The sequence below is a fragment of the Pseudobutyrivibrio ruminis AD2017 genome (assembly GCF_000424305.1).
GTDB classification, from domain to species: domain Bacteria; phylum Bacillota; class Clostridia; order Lachnospirales; family Lachnospiraceae; genus Pseudobutyrivibrio; species Pseudobutyrivibrio ruminis_B.
Genome location: NZ_AUJQ01000003.1, coordinates 165,795 through 185,624, shown reverse-complemented (window position 1 = coordinate 185,624; position 19,830 = coordinate 165,795). Strand labels below are relative to the sequence as shown.

At 39.6% G+C, this 19,830-nt stretch carries 17 protein-coding genes; 3 read left to right on the top strand and 14 right to left on the bottom strand.

All coding sequences use genetic code 11. The annotated features are described in order from the left end of the window. Positions 1 to 17 precede the first annotated feature (17 nt). Positions 18 to 689: a hydrogenase nickel incorporation protein HypB gene (gene hypB / locus G611_RS0100785; protein WP_028241981.1), complete on the bottom strand. Its 672-nt coding sequence runs from the start codon at positions 687 to 689 to the stop codon at positions 18 to 20. A gap of 275 nt (positions 690 to 964) precedes the next feature. Here hypB and G611_RS0100780 point away from each other — a divergent pair, with 275 nt between their 5' ends. Beyond that, positions 965 to 1,789, top strand: coding sequence for a transglutaminase domain-containing protein (locus G611_RS0100780; RefSeq protein WP_028241980.1), 825 nt, complete (start codon positions 965 to 967; stop codon positions 1,787 to 1,789). A 28-nt stretch (positions 1,790 to 1,817) separates the two neighbouring features. Here the strand turns inward: G611_RS0100780 and glyA are convergent, their stop codons facing one another. From glyA to G611_RS0100765, 3 genes are read right to left on the bottom strand one after another with little or no spacing between them, the layout of a single operon-like run. Continuing rightward, positions 1,818 to 3,071: a serine hydroxymethyltransferase gene (gene glyA / locus G611_RS0100775; protein WP_028241979.1), complete on the bottom strand. Its 1,254-nt coding sequence runs from the start codon at positions 3,069 to 3,071 to the stop codon at positions 1,818 to 1,820. Positions 3,072 to 3,090: 19 nt separating this feature from the next. After that, on the bottom strand, positions 3,091 to 5,727 hold the full coding sequence (locus G611_RS0100770; protein ID WP_081656927.1) for a bifunctional diguanylate cyclase/phosphodiesterase: 2,637 nt from the start codon (positions 5,725 to 5,727) through the stop codon (positions 3,091 to 3,093). After that, on the bottom strand, positions 5,706 to 6,770 hold the full coding sequence (locus G611_RS0100765; protein WP_028241977.1) for a branched-chain amino acid aminotransferase: 1,065 nt from the start codon (positions 6,768 to 6,770) through the stop codon (positions 5,706 to 5,708). The genes G611_RS0100770 and G611_RS0100765 overlap by 22 nt, the downstream gene beginning before the upstream one ends. 437 nt (positions 6,771 to 7,207) lie before the next feature. Here G611_RS0100765 and G611_RS0100760 point away from each other — a divergent pair, with 437 nt between their 5' ends. Next, entirely contained in the window at positions 7,208 to 8,887 is a 1,680-nt protein-coding gene (locus G611_RS0100760; RefSeq protein WP_207636283.1) for an EAL domain-containing protein, read from the top strand. 20 nt (positions 8,888 to 8,907) lie between these two features. Next, entirely contained in the window at positions 8,908 to 9,432 is a 525-nt protein-coding gene (locus tag G611_RS0100755) for a flavin reductase (protein WP_028241975.1), read from the top strand. A 43-nt stretch (positions 9,433 to 9,475) separates the two neighbouring features. On the opposite strand, the gene G611_RS13460 is transcribed toward G611_RS0100755, so the two are convergent. The 10 genes from G611_RS13460 to G611_RS0100705 all read right to left on the bottom strand — a co-directional run bounded on the left by G611_RS13460 (position 9,476) and on the right by G611_RS0100705 (position 19,809). Next, positions 9,476 to 9,853, bottom strand: coding sequence for a 4Fe-4S dicluster domain-containing protein (locus tag G611_RS13460; protein WP_036947651.1), 378 nt, complete (start codon positions 9,851 to 9,853; stop codon positions 9,476 to 9,478). 161 nt (positions 9,854 to 10,014) lie between these two features. After that, the gene (locus G611_RS0100745; RefSeq protein WP_028241974.1) at positions 10,015 to 11,094 is read right to left on the bottom strand and encodes a nickel-dependent hydrogenase large subunit; all 1,080 of its coding nucleotides are present in this window, start codon (positions 11,092 to 11,094) and stop codon (positions 10,015 to 10,017) included. 1 nt (position 11,095) lies between these two features. Continuing rightward, positions 11,096 to 11,458 carry an NADH-quinone oxidoreductase subunit C gene (locus G611_RS0100740; protein WP_036947649.1) on the bottom strand — a complete coding sequence of 121 codons (363 nt, stop codon included), beginning with the start codon at positions 11,456 to 11,458 and terminating at the stop codon, positions 11,096 to 11,098. A 12-nt stretch (positions 11,459 to 11,470) separates the two neighbouring features. Then, positions 11,471 to 11,914 carry an NADH-quinone oxidoreductase subunit B family protein gene (locus G611_RS0100735; protein ID WP_028241972.1) on the bottom strand — a complete coding sequence of 148 codons (444 nt, stop codon included), beginning with the start codon at positions 11,912 to 11,914 and terminating at the stop codon, positions 11,471 to 11,473. 30 nt (positions 11,915 to 11,944) lie between these two features. After that, a complete protein-coding gene (locus G611_RS0100730) occupies positions 11,945 to 12,814 on the bottom strand; it encodes a complex I subunit 1 family protein (protein WP_036947643.1) in 870 nt (289 codons plus the stop codon). Continuing rightward, positions 12,814 to 14,763 (bottom strand): NADH-quinone oxidoreductase subunit L, encoded by a 1,950-nt coding sequence (locus tag G611_RS0100725; protein ID WP_036947640.1) that lies wholly within the window; start codon positions 14,761 to 14,763, stop codon positions 12,814 to 12,816. Before G611_RS0100725 ends, G611_RS0100730 begins: the two co-directional genes overlap by 1 nt. 194 nt (positions 14,764 to 14,957) lie before the next feature. Continuing rightward, on the bottom strand, positions 14,958 to 16,055 hold the full coding sequence (locus G611_RS0100720) for an HD-GYP domain-containing protein (RefSeq protein WP_028241969.1): 1,098 nt from the start codon (positions 16,053 to 16,055) through the stop codon (positions 14,958 to 14,960). A 122-nt stretch (positions 16,056 to 16,177) separates the two neighbouring features. Beyond that, positions 16,178 to 17,131 (bottom strand): ABC transporter permease, encoded by a 954-nt coding sequence (locus G611_RS0100715; RefSeq protein WP_028241968.1) that lies wholly within the window; start codon positions 17,129 to 17,131, stop codon positions 16,178 to 16,180. A gap of 3 nt (positions 17,132 to 17,134) precedes the next feature. Next, positions 17,135 to 18,271, bottom strand: coding sequence for an ABC transporter permease (locus G611_RS13455; RefSeq protein ID WP_036947637.1), 1,137 nt, complete (start codon positions 18,269 to 18,271; stop codon positions 17,135 to 17,137). Beyond that, positions 18,271 to 19,809, bottom strand: a complete 1,539-nt coding sequence (locus G611_RS0100705) for an ABC transporter ATP-binding protein (RefSeq protein WP_028241967.1) — start codon at positions 19,807 to 19,809, stop codon at positions 18,271 to 18,273. The genes G611_RS13455 and G611_RS0100705 overlap by 1 nt, the downstream gene beginning before the upstream one ends. Positions 19,810 to 19,830: the final 21 nt, after the last annotated feature.

Sequence of the window (19,830 nt, the reverse complement as noted above, 5' to 3'; positions counted from 1 at the left end):
CTCCAGTCAAAAAGACACTATGCATTCCACTCAGCTACCTGGCCCCTCAACCAGTCGACCCATTCGTCGAAGCCCTCGCCAGTCTTTGCCGAAACAAAAATAACCTTTGCGTTAGGGTTAAGCTTGTGGATGCGTTCAACAACTGTCTCTTTTGAAAATTCGCTAAACACTTCAAGTGTGTCGCATTTGTTGATAAGAACTACGTCACACACTGAAAACATCAGTGGGTATTTAGCAGGTTTGTCGTCTCCCTCAGGAACTGAGAGAATCATAACGTTCTTTGATGAACCGGTATCAAATTCCGCTGGACAAACTAAGTTACCAACATTTTCCAGGAAGACCAGATCTAAATCCTCTGTGCCAAATTCGTGTAAGCCTTGACGAGTCATATCTGCGTCAAGATGGCACATGCCTCCTGTATGTATCTGAATTGCACGAGCGCCTGCCGCTATGATAGTAGCAGCGTCTACATCAGAATCAATATCAGCCTCCATTACACCGATTTGCATTTCGTCCTTAAGACGAGCAATTGTCTGGCATAATGTGGTAGTTTTGCCTGAGCCTGGAGCCGACATCAAATTGACTAAGAATGTCTTCTGAGCCTTGATTTCTGCTCGAAGCTTTTCGGCGTCAGCATCGTTGTCTTCAAAGATGCTTTGCTTAACTTCAATTACCTTGTAATCTAGCATATTTGCTCCTACATTTATAAAGTGTGTTAGTAAACTCTAACTCAAAAAAAGAGTTTCCTGTATATATAATATACTCTAAATGATAATTTTTTGTCAATTACCAGATATTCTTCAAAGCGGCATAAATTCTAGTACAATGGCACTTTAATACACACGTGTGTATTATCTCTGTGAATTCTTTGTGAATCTCTTTATTGTTTGAAAATTGTTCATATTTATTTTCTATAATGAATAATACTTCAAATTGTTAAAACATCAATTAGGGGATTGCAGGTATGAAAAAAAAGAGAAATTCTTTGATGCTCTTTAAAACATTATACACGATTCTTATGATGTTAGCACTATCCGTCTCTACAACTGCGCGCGCTAAGGAGTACCCCCTTGACTATGCAGTATACAGAAATAGTCTCTCCCAAAACGAACTGACCGTATATAGCCAGATTTATGATAAAGCTATGTCCTTTGATGATTCTATGTTCTCTTTACAGGTACCTCTTTCTGCTTCAGAGCTGGATTACACAATGAACTGCTTCTTCTTTGATCATCCAGAGCTATTTTGGCTTAATACATCTTATAGATATGCATTAAACAGCAGCCAGACCGTTATTAAGCTTCAATTGAAATTCGGAATTAGTCCTTCAGATTTTCCAAATGCAAATACTTTATTTGAGACCAAGCTTAATCATCTGGTATATAATGCATCGCTTTTGTCTACTGATATTGAAAAAGAAAAATATATACATGATTATATCTGTTCTAACACAGCATATAACGTAGATTCGCCTTTAAATCAAAGCGCATATTCTGCCCTTACATCTTCTTACTCTGTATGCGCCGGCTATGCAAGAGCTTTCCAGCTGGCCTGCAACAAAGTGGGCATTCCTTGCTATTATGTGACAGGGACTTCAAAAGGCATAAATCATGCCTGGAACATCGTCTATATAGATGGTATGTACTACAACGTAGATTTAACCTGGGATGACGTAATCGCAGATAATTTTTCAAAGCCATCCTACATTTATTTTAATAAAAATGATGCAGCCTTCGCAGCAGACCACACTCGCTCTGATTTTGCAGTGTTATTGCCAGCTTGCAATTGAAGGTCTACTGAATGGCTGCATGTATTTTTTAGAATTCCTGACCACCTAAAAGTGGATATTTGTCTGTTAATGTTTTGATAATAGCGCGAGCCTTTTCGATGCCAGCTTCCTGTTCTTTGATGACAATGGAAATAGCTTCGGCTACCTTATCAAAATCTTCTTCCTTTAAGCCTCTTGTTGTGGCAGCTGGTGTTCCAAGACGGATACCAGATGTAACAAATGGAGACTTAGGATCATTAGGAATTGTGTTCTTGTTGGCAGTGATATGAGCCTCATCTAAAAGCTTTTCTACTACCTTTCCTGTAAGTTCAAATGGTGTTAAATCGATAAGCATAAGGTGATTATCTGTACCATCTGAAACGATTTTGATTCCTCTATCCTGCAATCCCTTGCAAAGAGCCTGTGCGTTCTTTACAATCTGCTTGCCATATTCCTTGAAGCTTGGATCAAGGGCTTCCTTGAAGCAAACAGCCTTGCCGGCAATTACGTGCATAAGTGGGCCTCCCTGGATACCTGGGAAGACAGCCTTGTTGAAGTTGTATTTTTCATTGGCCTCAGCAGTTGCCATAATCATACCACCTCTAGGTCCACGTAATGTCTTGTGTGTAGTAGTGGTAACAATATCAGCATAAGGAACTGGGCTTTCATGCACACCTGCTGCAACAAGACCAGCAATGTGAGCCATATCTACAAAAAGTACTGCATCAACCTTGTCACAGATTTCTCTGAATCTCTTGAAATCTATCTTGCGGCAGTATGCAGATGCTCCTGCGATAATCATCTTTGGCTTGCACTCAAGTGCAATTCTTTCAACCTCATCATAATCGATAAAGCCGTTATCATTTACGCCATAAGGAACAATGTTGAAATAGGTTCCGGAGAAGTTAGCCTTTGAGCCATGTGTAAGATGTCCGCCGTGGTCTAAGTTCATGCCCATTACAGTATCGCCTGGCTTTAAAACTGCAAACTGAACAGCCATGTTAGCCTGTGCTCCTGAATGTGGCTGCACGTTAACGTATTCAGCGCCAAACAACTCCTTAGCACGCTTGATAGCAAGCTCTTCAATAACATCTACCTCTTGGCATCCACCGTAGTATCTTTTGCCTGGATAGCCTTCAGCGTACTTGTTAGTAAGTACTGAACCCATGGCTGACATAACTGCTGGTGATACCCAGTTTTCTGATGCTATAAGCTCGATGTGCTGTGACTGACGGTTAAACTCTTTTACTATAGCCTCTGCTACTTCTGCATCTGTGTTTCTGATGTCTTCAAGTGTGTACATTATTCCCCTTACCTTTCTGTTATAAATATTTTTCTTCGAAATCTCCCTTTGTAAGTGGTTCATCGAAGTAGTAGCCCTGTGCCATTTTAGCCCCGTAGAGGCCTAACTTTTCTAACTGACTATCCTCTTCTATTCCCTCAACGCAAACATCTACATCGATTGAAGTTGCAAGTTCAGTAATAGTCTTTATGAAGGCTGCCGCGAACTTATCAGTGTTCATATCAGCGGCTAAGCTCTTATCAATCTTCAACAGGTTGATTGGCAGGTCTCTAATACTCATAAGAGAAGAATTTGCCTTGCCGAATCCGTCTAGGGCGACCTTACAACCAAGCTCCTTGATAGAAGATAGGATTCTTGTAACCCATTCCATATCCTCTAATGTTAACGCCTCGGTCACCTCAAAGATGATGTTAGCAGGATTGATGGATGTCTTTTTGATAACAGCCTTTATCTTTTCCAAAATATCCTTCTGAGATAACTGGTAAACAGATAGATTGATGTTGATTCTGTATTCTGGGCATCCGAAATCGTTCCAGTGCTTGCAGGCCTTGATGGCGCTTTCAATAACATGGTTTCCGATTGCATCCATAACCCTAAGCTTTTCAGCCTCTGGGATAAATTTGTCTGGTCTGACGATACCGTATTCCTTGGAATTCCATCTAACTAAAGCTTCTGCACCCTGGCAGATTGGAATACCATTTACAAATTCCATGATTGGCTGATAGTAAATATCAAATTCATTACAATCATCACTTGCAGCTTCCTTAAGATTCTGCTCTAGCTTTTTGCGTTCAGCGATAATTGCCTTTGACTTTTCGTTGTAATATTCTAATTTGTTTTTGCCCTTGTTTTTAGCGCTGTGTACGGCGATATTAAGATAAGTGAATATGTCTGATACACTGTCCTCATTATCCTTAAGCTTTACACAACCCATGCTCATAGAGCAGAAGTAATCCACACCTTCTAAAGTCCAAGGGTTCTTAAATAGGTTGGTTATTCGCTTAACTATGTAATCTAAATGTCCGTAGTTTTCGCAATTTACAATGATTACGAACTCATCGCCACCTACACGGTAGCATCTATCCTTAACCTGAGATATATCGTTGATACTGTGGGCAACATATTCAAGTAATTCGTCTCCCACCTTAAATCCCATGCCTTCATTAACATTTGCAAAATCGTCAATATCAAGCATAAGGACTGCAAATTCCTTATTAAGCTTTTTAGCCACATGCTGTTCAAGTGCAATATCTCTTTCGCAGATACCTCTGTTAAACAAGCCTGTAAGAGCATCCTGTGATGCACGCTTTTCAACCTTCTTCTGATATAGTCTTAAGTCAGTAGTGTCATAGAAGGTAATCATCCTAACATCTCTTTCATCTACCCACTTGATAGTACTTACAGAAATGTCGAACCATCTTCCTGAGCCTGGTACGGAAAATCCATTTAAATCAGGCTGCACGTACTTATCATCATAGATGATTTCCCTGACGGCTGCGCGGTCCGCCTCGTTGGCAAACATCTTGTTAAAGGTGTCGTTTCGATAAAGCACCTGTTTTGTTTCCATATCAGCAACGATAAGGCCGTATCCTGCATTTTTAAGAATTGCCTCAAGGGCGCTATAGGAGCTGGCAAGTGAATTGGTTGTAATCTTCTTCACAAGCACAGTCTGAACCATGCGCTTAATATCGTTGGCAAAGCGTAAATCCTCTACGCTCCATTTTCTCTCCTGATCTAATACGAAAAAGCACATGTACATTGCAGGAGATTCGTTAACATTGATAGGTAAAAAGATTGCAGCCTTTATTCCATATTTAAGGAAAAAGATTTCAAATGCCTCTGGGAGTGTTGCATCAGATGAAATGGTATATGGTTTGCCATTAGTAAAAGGAAGCTCCATTCTTGGGATATGAACGAACTGCTCCATAAGAGCGTCTTCCTCAGTCTTGCTCCACTCTGCAATCATATCAACACTATTGTTGTTTTCAAATATCTGCAAAAGTGCTGTGTTTGTGCAGTCTAAATATTTGCCTGCATCCTTCAAGATGTCCTTTGCAATCTTTGAAAATGAATTCTCAGACTCCATAAACCTCAGGATATCTGTCATGATTTCATTTTTCTTAAGCTTATATTTTATGTCCTGGCCTGTATCCTTTTCGTGGATAAGCTGAGCCTGAAGGGCAAGTGTTTTTAATTTTTCTGCGAAATAGTATTTTGTCAGAGTTTCAATTAGAAGAATTGATTTGTCAAATGCGCTACTTGTTGTGACTTTCATCTCAGTTGGCAGCTGCATTGTCTCTGGAAGCTTATCTTGATTGATACCAAAGCATAGCCATGCCCCTAATAATTCGCCATTTGTACCGCGAATTGCCACGCCTCGATACATGAAGTGTTCTTCTTTGCCAAATCTTTCAACGATGTTTTCAGCCATTCCATCAACAAATGAATCCATGATTTCTTGTCTGAGTGATGATGGAAATTCTCTTTCAACAAAATCCTCCTCAGACTGAGAGCCTGAGAAGGATGTGATTTGACCATGTTTTTTCCCAATACACATTAAATACAAGTCGTTAGATTTACAGAACACATCCTGTAACGACTGCATATCTTCAGTATTGATGTCTAATTCTAAATTTAGTCTACTACTTGTGTCCATCCATATTTATCCTCGAGTCTACCCCACTGGATACCTGTAAGTGTATCGTAAAGCTTCTGAGTAAGCTCGCCGGTTTTACCTCCATTTATTACAACAACATCATCCTTGAAGCGAAGCTCTCCAACAGGTGAGATGACTGCTGCTGTTCCTGTTCCGAATACCTCTTCAAGCTTTCCATCGTGGCCAGCCTTCATAAGGTCATCAATTGCAAGGCGCTCTTCTCTTACGTTGTATCCCCAGTCTCTAAGAAGATGGATCATAGAATCTCTGGTTACACCTGGAAGTACAGTACCTACTGTTGGTGCTGTCCAGATTTCTCCGTCTATTTTGAACATGATGTTCATTGTTCCTACTTCTTCAACGTACTTTCTCTCATTACCATCAAGCCAAAGAACCTGAGAATAACCAAGCTTCTCAGCCTTTACCTGACCTGCGATAGAACCAGCGTAGTTACCACCGCATTTTGTAAAGCCTGTACCGCCTGCAACTGCTCTTACCAATTCATTTTCTACTAAAATCTTAACTGGGTCAAGACCTGTTGCGTAATATGCTCCAACTGGACAGCATAAAATCATAAATTTGTATGATTTTGCCATATGAACCCCAAGTGCTGCCTCTGTAGCAAACATAAATGGTCTGATATAAAGAGATGTATCCTTTTCAGAAGGAACCCAAGCCTCTTCTGTTTTAACTAATGCCTTTACTGCTGCAACAAAATCCTCTACAGGAAATGCTGGCATGCAAAGTCTCTCATTAGAATTAATCATACGCTTTGCATTCATTTCTGGTCTGAAAAGCTGAATCTTTCCGTCTTCTCTACGATAAGCCTTCATTCCTTCGAATGTTTCCTGCGCATAGTGAAGTGTCATGCATGCTGGATCAAGCTCAATTGGTCCTTCTGGGACGATTCGTGCATCGTGCCATCCTATTTCTCTATCCCAATCACATACAAACATGTAATCTGTCATGTACTTTCCGAAACCAAGATTTTTCCAATCTGGCTTTTCTTTTAATTGCTCCCTTTTTTCAAATCTGATATCCATTTATCTGCCTCCGCCTAAAATCACTTATTTTCCCTATATTATCTAACTTTTGTATACCTGAGTCAACACTTCAATACACTAAATCGTTAAATTTTTAAATCCACTTTTTTGGTTCATTTTTGAACATTCTTTGAATTTTCTGAGTTTTAGAGTCATGGTGTGATAATCAATGTTATAATCAAGTAAATATCTGAAATAAGGAAATGATTATGAATATTTACACTCAACTTTGTGGTCTAGCCATCATTGCAGTGCTCCTTTTCTTCTATAAAAAAGAGCCTACCATGGGACTTAGTTCCGAACGCCGTTTTATAATAACTTTATATATGATTATAGGATGTGTCATTTTAGATATTGCGTCCTGCTATTTTATAGTAAATTCCGGAAGGTATAAGGAAACAGTTGTGCTGATATTTTGTAAGCTTTATTTGCTGAGCTTGCAATCTGTTTCTTTTGCAACTTTAGGCTATACTATTGCAGATTTATTTACATTCTACGGCACGTACCACGAGAAGATGATTGGACGATTCCTACAGTTCTTCTATATATTAGGAATGTTTATCACCATCTCTCTTCCAATTAGTTATTATTACGATGGCGTATCTCTTTATTCTTACGGTCCAGCTACATACGCCACCTATTTTTTGGTTGCCTTACATATATTAGCAATCATTGGTTCCACTATATTTTTCAAGGCTCATCTAAAACAACGAAAGATTAATGCAATACTGGTTTGGATGGCTATATGGAGCATGTGCGCTATTATCCAGTTCATCAAGCCTCAGTTTCTGATTGTCAGCTTCGCCGCTTGTATTGGCGCGTTAATAATGTATTTTGAAATGGAAAATCCTCAAAGTACCATTTCAAGAAAGACAGGCCATTTTAGTTCGGCCGTTATTCACGATTACTTTAATTATCTATATCAAAGTAAACAGCGATTTTCTGTAATGATGATTTCCTTCAAAACATTAGGTGATGCCGCTACAGAAAATAAAATGCTTAGAAAAACCATAAATATGCTATCTGATTTTCTATTTAATATTGAATCAGCAAAGGTATTTGATACAGCCGAAGGTTATTTCCTTCTTGTATTTGAAAGTAATGACTTCATGGAAAGCACCAAATTTAAGATTGCCACTTACTTCCAATCCATTGAAGATAACCCAGATATTGCGGATGCTGTCACACTGCTTCATCCTTTCTACACCATAGTTCCTGACAGCAGTATTGCTTTCGATGCCGATGAGCTTATGATGTTGCTGACGAATTTTCTTCCTAACAATCATGAGACCATCGCTAAAAACGAAATAATCATTGATAAGAGCACCATGGCTGACCTTCAGAAGCGTAAGCAGATTGAAAAGATGGTTGTAGCGGCTATGGAGGATAACCGATTAGAGATTCACTATCAGCCTATATATAACGTACAAACTAAAACCTATACCGGTGCTGAGGCACTTGTTCGTATTAAGCTTTTAGATGGCACTCTCGTATATCCTAACGACTTCATTCCTATCGTTGAAGAAACAGGTAGAATCGTTCCTTTATCTGATAGCATTTACAAGAATGTTTTTACCTTTATGAAATCTTACCGTATTGAAAAGCTTGGTATCCAGAAGATAGAGCTGAACCTTTCAGTAAAGCAAAGCGAGAATCCTGTTTTTGTTTCAAGAATATTAGAACTGATTAACAATAATACTATCGACCCTAAGCTTTTGAACTTTGAAATTACAGAGACAAATTCTATTCAAAGTAAGGAATCCGTTTTAGCAAATATGGAAAAGCTTATGGAACACGGCATCTCATTCTCTTTAGATGACTTTGGTGCTGGCTCTTCTAATTTGAATTATATTGTTGATATGCCTGTTGAAATCGTTAAATTGGACAAGCATTTGACCGAAGAATATTTTAACAACCCTAAGGCTCAGGCCATTGTAAAAACAGTTGTTCAAATGGCACATTCCATGGGGCTTAGAATTATATCTGAAGGTATTGAAACCGAGGAACAAAAGATTGCTATGGAAGATCTTGGTATCGATTACCTCCAGGGATATTATTTTTCATATCCATTGCCTGAACATGAATTTTTAAGATTTATACAACAATTCAATCTATAATATAGAAAGCGAGGAATAATATGCATACCTTTCAGCCTTATCCAATCGACATGCTAGAATGGAACCCAATTCAAAAGGTGGCAGACGAAGGAATTGCCATCGTTGCAGAAGCAGATGGCACCGTTAATGCCATGTCATCACACAATGGCGGTGTCGGGCATATGTGGGGAAAAAATGTAGTCTATGCATTTCTTAGAAATACACGCTACACCAAAGAGCTTTTAGACAAAAGCGAGTACTTCTCAGCATGCTTTTTTGATATGAGTGAGAAAAACAATGTTCAGCTTATGAAGGTTCTAGACCAGCTTAGCGGACGTAACGAAGACAAGCTTCACCTTTGTCATGTTAACATTGAGCATGCACTTAATGCACCTTATATTGATGAGGCTAATTTCATTATCCTTTGCAGAAAAATTGCTGCTGTTCCTATGACTGAAAACACTATATTGGATGAGAAGATTCTGAATGAAAACTACACTGCCAAGCATTTGGATGATTTCCATACGATGTATATTGGAGAAATTTTAGATATTAGGGCAAGATAAGCTTTAAATAAAGAAGGCTAACCCGTTTGGGTTAGCCTTAATTTTATGCCTGTGGTTTTGCAGCTGGCTTTGGTGGTTCATAAGGAACTTCTACTGAGTATGTAAACTTCTCAGGACCTGGCTCCTGATAACCTGCTGTGATAGATAAGCACTTCTTTGGGCACTTTTCTACACAGTAGCCACACTGGATACAATCAAAACGATTGATAGTCCAAGTCTTACCTGCTCTATCAACTTTGATTGCCCCTGGAGGGCAGCTACGCATGCACATTCCGCAAAGAATGCACTGGTCTTTATTAATATCTACATGACCTCTTGTACGCTCTGGGTACTCCTTTGGTACGAAAGGATACTGAGTTGTAGCTGGCTCAGAAAAGAGGTTCTTTAAAACTTGTTTAGTAAATGGTAAAAATTGTCCCATTCTATATCCTCCAATCCGCTTAGTATAGCCTAATCTTTCTCCCGCTGATTACGCCTACAAGCCTGAATAATTCTCTGCTCAGCTAAGAATGCTTCGCTGAGAATTATCAGAGCTTGCAGACTATCAGCTATTTATAATTTCTGTATACTAAGCTCATTTAATTATCGTTCAGTACAACTGATACAAGGGTCGATAGTTAATACCAAGAGTGGCACGTCACCGTACTGGCATCCCTGAAGTGTCTGTGTAAGAGCAGGGATGTTAGCGAATGTAGGTGTGCGGACTCTGAAGCGGTCTAAGAACTTAGTGCCGTTAGCACGTACATGATAGAAAGCCTCACCTCTTGGCTGCTCAACACGGATGATTGACTCACCGTTTGGCATACCAGTAACCTTTGTATTGATTTCTGTATCAGGAATCTTTGCTACACACTGTCTGATGATATCGATTGACTGGAAGATTTCTCCAATACGTACTTCACAACGAGCGTATGAATCGCAGTTGTTAGATGTAATTACATCGAAGTCGATATCGTTGTATGCTGCATAACCGTTCTTTCTCATATCTACGTTGATACCAGATGCTCTCATCATAGGACCTACTGCTCCACGACGAATCGCATCCTCACCTGTAAGGATACCAACGCCTACAAGACGGCTCTTAACTGTGTAATCGTTAAGGAAGATGCTTGTTGTCTCACGGATTTCTTTCTCCATGTCATCAAGCTTCTTAACGAATTCCTTAAGCATATCGTTAGGCATATCCTTAAGAACACCACCGATTGTGTTTACTGAGAAGATAACACGTCCACCTGTTGATGCTTCGAACATATCAAGAATGTTCTCACGAAGTCTCCATGAATGCATGAAGAGTGATTCAAATCCGAATCCATCAGCAAGAAGTCCAAGCCATAATAAGTGGCTGTGGAGACGGCTCATCTCTGCCCAGATTGTACGGAGGTAATCTGCACGACGAGGAACTTCAACGTTCATAATGTCCTCTACTGCCATACAGTAACCCATACCGTGCATGAATGAACAGATACCGCAGATACGCTCTGCAACGTATACCATTTCGTTAAAATCTTTCTTGCTTGTAAGGCTCTCAAGACCTCTGTGAATAAATCCAATAGAAGGAATAGCAGCTAAAACCTTCTCGTCCTCCAAAACTAAGTCAAGATGAATAGGCTCTGGAAGAACAGGATGCTGTGGGCCATAAGGTACTATACTTCTTTTTCCCATGCTACTTGTCCTCCTTTTCGATAAATGGTGTCTCTACATCGATACGATAAAGCTTATCGTGAAGATCAACCTTAATGTTTTCTACGTTAAGTCCCCAAAGCTCGTGCATCTCGTTCTCATAGTAGATAGCTGACTTGTATACACGAGAGATTGATGGAACATCCTCGTCCTTCTCAACGATAAGACGATAGTTAGCGAAGTCATATCCATTAGCGAATGAATATGTTACCTCGTAATGATTTTCTGCCTTTGGGAAAGAGCAGCAAATCTGGCAAAGTCTCCAAAGAGCATTCTTCTTCTCCATGATGACCTGGAGGAGCTCTGCCTTATCAATTAAATACATATCCTTTTTAATTTCCTGCATAATATCCTCCTACTAATTTGCATTCTCAGAAGCCTTAAGAGCTGCTGCCTTTTCCTTGAAAAGTGCTACACCCTTAACAACACCATCGATGATTGACTCTGGACGAGCTGCACATCCTGGAACATAAATATCTACAGGGATAACTGTATCTGCTCCGCCCTTGATGTTGTAGCATTCCTTGAAAATACCACCAGTACATGCGCATGTACCTACGGCGATAACTACCTTTGGCTGTGGCATCTGCTCATAAATCTGCTTAACAACAGCTTCGTTCTGAGAGTTGATACCACCAGTAATAAGGAAAATATCTGCATGCATTGGGTTACCTGTGTTGATTACGCCGAAACGCTCTACATCATAAACAGGTGTTGTACATGCTAGAACTTCTATATCACATCCATTACAGCTACTTCCATCATAGTGGAGTAACCATGGTGATTTATGTATTGTACTCATTTTAATTCCTCCTAATTATATACTCACCCATTAACCACGAATAATCTCTAATAATAAGAGGTTCATTCCGGCTGCTACAATTGTTACGCCCCAAGCAAGCTTGAGCATAAGCTGCCATTTAACTCTTGCTGATGTATTGTCGATGAGGATTTCAAGGAACCATACAACAAGGATTGCGATAATTGCAGCTACGATTGAAACTGGGTTGCTGTTAAGGAAGAACAATCCAACTATACCAAGAAGAATTGCATTCTCGTACCACTCAGCAAGTGTTACCATACCGTATTCCTTACCTACCATCTCAGATGTAACACCCTTGATAACTTCCTGGTGTGCGTGGTGAGATGTAGCAATATCGAATGGTGACTTTCTGAATTTGATTGTAAGGATAAATACGAATCCTACAAAGAATCCAGGAAGGTATGCGATTGGTGAAATCGATGTCTTGATGATTTCGTTTACATTAAATGTACCGATTGCAAGATAAAATCCAACTGCAACTAAAAGCTCCATTGGCTCACATGACATAATCTGAACAAGCTCTCTGTGAGTACCCTGTGCAGAGTATGGTGAATGAGTTGATGTTGAAGCAAGGATTAAGAACATTGCTGCTGTAGAAAGTGAAAATACAACAAGCAAAATATCAAATCCACCGAAGAAAAGCACGCCTGATAATACGATAAATACTAAGTATGAACGAATCATAAAAAGCTGTGCCTTGTTAGCTGTTAAAAATTCCTTTTCGAATAACTTCTTTAAATCGAAGAATGGCTGCAATACTGAAGGACCACGTCTGCCCTGCATACGAGCAGAAATCTTTCTGTCGAAACCATCTAATAAACCAATTACGAAAGGTGCAAGGAGTACATAAAGTACTGCAATAATAATACGTTCTGTCATTAGAATGCACCTCCTATCACGATAATCATGTAAACAATAATAATAACTGTTGATACCATGATTGCTGGTGTGAATAACTTCTTCTCACCCATGATGTCTTCCATGTAGAAGTTAGAGATGTGCATCTCCTTAGGGTCACCTGTTGAAGAAACAAAGTTGAAGTTGTCTCCGCAGTTAGCACCACCCATGTATGTGATAACCTGCTTAGCCTTTGTGTTCTTTGTTAATACATAGTTAATAGCTGGAATAACAAAAACGCCAACAAGTAATACAATCATGATAATAATGTTCTGGTATGAAATAACCTGTACATCTGTACCAAACATCTCGTTAGACATTGGCTTAAGCACGTGTGATGAAAGCCATGGGAATCCAAGGATAAGTGCAACCATCATAAATGCGTGGAAGAACATTGAGATGTACTCGTTCTTCTTTGTAAGGTCTCTTGACTTTTCCTTTCCAGAAGCGCCAAGAATCTTTGACATCCACTTTGTCCAGTAGAACATTGTTGTAGCTGAACCGAAGCAGATGAAAAGTACCATAAGTGTTGATACATATACTGAAGATGTATCGATGAATGCCTTAAGCGCTGCCCACTTAGAAATAAGCATACCAAATGGAGCAAGGAACATACCTGCGATACCAATCATAAGTACAACTGCAAGCTTAGGGAAGAGTGAAATCAATCCCTGCATGTCTTCTACGTCACGGCTACCTGTTGTGTTCTCAATAGCACCAACGCACTGGAAGAGCATTGACTTTGATACAGCATGGAAAATTACAAGGAATACTGCTGCCCAGATTGTTTCCTCATAACCACAGCCTGTACATGCAACGATAAGACCAAGGTTAGAGATTGTTGAGTAAGCAAGTACCTTCTTTCCATCAGATACTGAAATAGCAAGGCAAGATGCTGCAAGGAATGTGAAGCCGCCAACAAGGGCAACCATGTTTCCTACGTAATTGTCAGCCATTGCTACTGAAATACGGATAAGAAGATATACACCAGCCTTAACCATTGTTGCACTATGAAGAAGTGCAGATGAAGGTGTTGGTGCTACCATGGCTCCAAGTAACCATCCTGAGAATGGGAACTGAGCTGACTTTGTAAGAGCTGCAAATGCAAGGCAAGCGATTGGAAGTAAGCAAAGTGTATTTGGAACACCCATGTACTTGCTAAGAATTGCAATCTTAATCATGTCGTAAAGGTTAACGTTCTGGTAAAGAAGAACACCAACTGCGATAGCTGCTGCGATACCGCAACCACCAAGAAGGTTCATCCACAATGCCTTGAAAGAATTGTTGATAGCTTCTTCTGTACGTGTGTAACCAATGAGCAAGAATGATGTAACTGATGTAATTTCCCAGAAGAAATATAACCAGATAAGGCTCTGTGAAAATACAAGGCCGAACATTGCTCCGAAGAATACGAAGATCATTGCAAGGAAAAAGCTACGTCTGTCTGTAAGCTCCTTGTGATGATGAATGTGATAACCATGCATGTAACCTACAGCATAGATACCGATTAATGAACCTACTACACCGATGATAAGAATCATAACGAATGTAAGCCAGTCAAAGTGAAGGGCTGGGGCCTCCTGAACCTTTGGTCCAAAGAGCTCGAGTGCTGCAACAAGTACTGTCTGTACAATTGCGAGCAGTGAAATAACTCCCTTCTTATACTTGAATGAAAGATATGTGATGAGACACATCAAGAAGATATCGCCAACTAAGATAACATGATCAAATGCCTCTCTGTATGGCAAATCAAAATCTGTGGCCTGGCCGCCTGCCAAGTACCACTTAACAGCTGTAAAAACCGAAAGTGCAATAACGATTCCACAACCTAGATAGACGAAAAATGCTCTGCACTTAGAATTGTGAATAACTGCAGGCAAAATCGCCCAGAGAAATGGTAAACAGATTAAAGCTGTTACTAACATTTCCATTGTCATTTCCTCCTTTTTACTTTAGCTCCCTATATATAAATTCCCTAAATGGGAAATTAGAGCCTTTTTTGTTTATTATTTCACAAATTATACTATACCACAAAACAGGCATGATTGATTATCTTTTGACGCTTTTTTCAAATTTTTTTTCGGCACAAAAAAAGAGGATTGCACTAGGCAATCCCCTGAACATTTTATATACATGCTCGGATGAATAAATCCGTTCTTTCACGTAAATCTACGAAGGTTCCATCATCTAATTTGACCAGAGGACTAGATAAAGCTTTATCGTTAATCATTGTTATTATGCCCCTGCTGTTATCCGATAACAGCACGCCTGTACCAATGTATGATTGGGCTATATTTTTCAGGAACACCTGCAATACATTTTGATCATATTTGCTAGGATTTTGTCTCTGAAACTGGGCTATTACTTCAAACGGGCAAATACCAGCTCGATAACATCTGTCCGCTGTCATGGCATCGTACACATCCGTGATAGATACTATCTTGGAATAATAATTAATAAATTCCTTGGTAAGTCCATATGGATATCCACTTCCATCATTTCGTTCATGATGCTGAAGGGCTGCAAGCTTTATTCGCCTGTCGATTTCTGCATCTGTCAGTAGATGATATCCTAGAAGTGGATGCTCCGACATCCTGCCAAATTCATCCGGTGTTAAAGGGCCTTCCTTGGTTAAAATATGCTGTGGGATAAGTGACTTTCCTATATCGTGATATAAGCCACACATAGTAAGTACATCCAATTCCTTTTTATCTGTAATTCCAAGCCAACCACCACATACTCTGGATATAATAGCAACATTTACACAATGTCTATATGTGCTGGCATCAATTTCCTGGACATTTAACATCATCGCCATGATTCCAAGGCCTGTTGAATGTTCTTCAAAAACAGTGTGTATATCCTCTAGAAGCGCTTCGTCATTCAAACTGCCCTGATTATGAACAAAATCATTTACGATTTCTTCTAACTGATCTGCACATTTTATATATGCTCGTTTGAATTCCGCAAACTCTTTACTATTAATGATCCTCCAGGATTGCGTTTCACCAATAAACTCATCCGGAGCATCTAAATTATAAATCTCTACTACATCTTCTACATCCCTGATTGAAAGGAATCTTATACCGTAATAGCCTACATGCAAAAGCTGCTGAGCAGTAACAGGTGTACCAGCTTCAGCTAATAATTGGCCGCGAGGACTTATTATATCTTCTGCCAAAATCATCCCCGGTTTAATTTCTTCAATCTCAAGCCGTTTCATATAATCTTAAACCTCATACAAATCCATAATCTTGCAGGTTTTATTTTACAGCCTAATAGTTAATTTTTTGTGAAAAAAAGGCCTGAAGTTTTTCAACTTCAAGCCTTAATAAATGTCTTATATTATCTCTGTCCCTTATCGTATGGGATACCCTCGGCCTTAGGTGCACGAGAATTCTGTGATGTGAATGCAAGTACGATAAGTGAAACGATGTATGGGAACATGTTGTAAACAGTTCCTGAGATTGGAAGCGCATGTAAGAATCCAATACCCATGTATACGTTTGAAAGTGAGCGGAACAATGCGAAAAGCACTGCTGACCAAGCAATACGCTCTGGCTTCCACTGACCAAAAATCATAACGGCAAGAGCAAGGAAACCTGCACCAGCTACACCGTAATCAAAGTGCCATGTTGAGTTAGCAGCACAGATGTAAATAATACCACCGATACCACCTAGGAAACCTGACATAAGCACACCGATGTAACGCATAGCATATACGTTGATACCAACTGAATCTGCAGCCTGTGGATGCTCACCGCAAGCACGGATACGAAGTGCAAGCTTTGTCTTATAGAAGAATACGATTGCACAAACAAGTAAAATGGCTGCAACTACAATGAACCAGCTAATCTGAAGCTTGCCAATGTAGAATACAAATGCATCATGACCTTTTACGTAATCAAGCTTTGCAGAGAAATCTGCACCGTTTGAACGTGCTGTGTTGAATGCCTTGATGATAACTGTAGCAGCTGCTGTTGCAAGCATGTTAACAGCTGTACCAATAAGTGTTTGGTCTGCCTTAAAGTTAATACATGCAACTGCAATAAGAAGTGATGAAATCATTCCTGCTAAAGCAGATGCTAAAAGTGTAAGAATGATAACAGTTGCCTTTGGTGCATCACCTGGAAGAAGAACCATTACCATAGCACCAGCCATAGCGCCGAATACCATGATACCTTCAAGACCAAGGTTGATGATACCGCTTCGCTCTGAGAACATACCGCCCAAAGCTACGAGAATAAGTACTGCAGAGAAGATAAGTGTGTATTGAATAAGTAATAATAATCCTGACATTCCTTACACCTCCTTCTTTGTAGTTTTATCAGGCTCGGCATTAGCGTTAACCTTTACCTTACCTGGTCTGTTAAGTATTGTCTTGAAGAACAATACGAATCCGCATAAGTAAATGATGATTGCGATCATAAGGTCTGCAACCTGTGGATTGTAGTAGTTTGTGTTAAGGTACTGACCACCAAGTGTGATGTACTCAACAAATAATCCTGCAAAAATTGTTCCGATAGGGTTAAGACCACCAAGGAATGCAACAGCAATACCAGTGAAGCCCATGCCTGGAACAGATGAAGCGATCTTATAATGCTGAATACCAGTTAAGTAAAGAAGACCTGCTGCCATACCAGCGATTGCTCCTGAAATAAGGAGTGTAAGCATGATATTTCTCTTTGCATTCATACCTGCATATTTTGCAGCTTCTTTGTTATGACCTGTAGCCTTAAGCTCATAACCAAATGTTGTCTTATTAAGAACAACAAGAATTACGATAGCAACGATGATTGTAAGAGGAATGGCAATTGTCATGTACTGATTCTCGCCAAAGAAATCCTGCATAAATCCTGGTAAGATACCAGAAGGGTTAACCTCTGAAATCTCGTATGTTTCTGATTTAGACTGGTTCATACAAGCTTCACCACCAAGGATGATGTTACAAATGTAAAGACCAATCCAGTTAAGCATGATACCTGCGATTACTTCGTTTACGTTGAAGTAAGCCTTGAAGATACCTGCGATAAGTCCCCAGAGACCACCTGCAACGATAGCTGCAAGTAAGCAGAAGAACCAATTCCAACCAAGTGCAAGTGAAGTATAAAGGCTGGCAATAATACCAACTGTATACTGTCCTGCAGCTCCAATGTTGAAAAGACCTGCCTTGTAAGCAAATAAGATTGCTTCCGCACAAAGGATAACTGGTACTGAGTTTACAAGGAATGAACCCATGTACTTCATTAATGTTTTAGAGCTTGCAATTCTGTATTTGAAGAAGTTTGTAAGGATTGCTCCCATACCTTCTGCAGCATGCTCTGAATTCATAAACCAAAGGATGATAAATCCGATAATAATACCAAGTATTGCACATAATACTGAAGCTAGTAATGTTTGAACGCCTGGTCTTTTAATAAAGCTAACTTTTTCTTCCATTACTTAGCCTCCCTTCTATCGTCACGTTTTGCACCTGACATGTATAATCCTAATTCCTGAAGAGTAGTCTTCTTTGGATCAACCTCTCCGACGATTTCTCCTTCATACATAACAAGAATTCTGTCTGAAAGATTCATAACCTCGTCTAATTCAAGGGAAACTAAGAGGATTGCCTTACCAGCATCTCTTTCCTTAACGATTTCCTTATGAATATATTCGATAGCACCAACATCAAGTCCACGTGTAGGCTGAACAGCAATTAAAAGCTCGTGGTCTCTATCCATCTCACGGGCAACAATAGCTTTCTGCTGGTTACCACCTGACATTGAACGAACCTTTGATAAAGCTCCCTGTCCTGAACGAACGTCGAATGCTTTTGTTAATCTATCTGAGTAAGCACGCATCTCCTTCTTCTTGATGATGCCGCCCTTCTGGAATGCTGGCTCGAAGTATCTTTGAAGAATCATGTTTTCCTCAAGAGTATAATCAAGAACAAGACCATGCTTGTGTCTATCTTCTGGAATATGGCTCATTCCATGAGTATTCTTAAAACGGATTGATTTTTTAGTAATATCTTCGCCGCACAAAGTAATCTTTCCGCTAGAAATATCATCAAGTCCTGTGAGCGCCCCAACGAACTCTGTCTGACCATTTCCATCGATACCTGCTATACAAACGATTTCACCAGCGCGAACGTTGAATGAAACATTGTGTACTGAATCATTAGAATGAATCTTACTCTTAACGCAAACGTTCTCAACCTTAAGAACTTCATCAGTAGGCTTAGCTTCTTCCTTATCAACAGCGAACTTAACATTACGTCCAACCATCATTGAAGAAAGCTCTTCCTTTGTAGTGTTAGCAACATCTACAGTGCCGATATATTTACCCTTTCTAAGGATAGAACATCTATCAGCTACTTCCATGATTTCGTTTAACTTATGAGTAATAAATAAGATTGACTTTCCTTCTGCTGCCAATTCCTTCATGATTTTCATGAGTTCATCGATTTCCTGTGGAGTAAGAACTGCAGTAGGCTCATCAAAAATAAGGATATCGTTATCTCTGTAAAGCATCTTAAGAATCTCTACACGCTGCTGCATACCAACAGTGATATCTTCAATAAGAGCATCTGGATCAACCTTAAGATTGTACCTGTTAGACAAATCCATAACCTTTTTTCTAGCCTCTGCCTTAGTAAGGAAGCCAAACTTGCTAGGCTCTGAACCAAGGATGATGTTATCAAGTACACTGAAAATATCAACCAACATGAAGTGCTGGTGAACCATTCCAATACCTAAATCAGTAGCATCATTTGGATTGTTAATTTTTACTTCTTTGCCATCCTTTTTGATGACACCTTTTTCTGGAGTATATAGACCAAAAAGTACACTCATAAGAGTAGACTTACCGGCACCATTCTCCCCGAGAAGTGCATGAATTTCACCACGCTTCAACTGCAAAGTAATATCGTCATTTGCAATGATACCTGGGAATTCCTTTGTGATATGCAACATCTCAATTACATAATCTTCCATCGCATTTAAACCCTTTCTTTG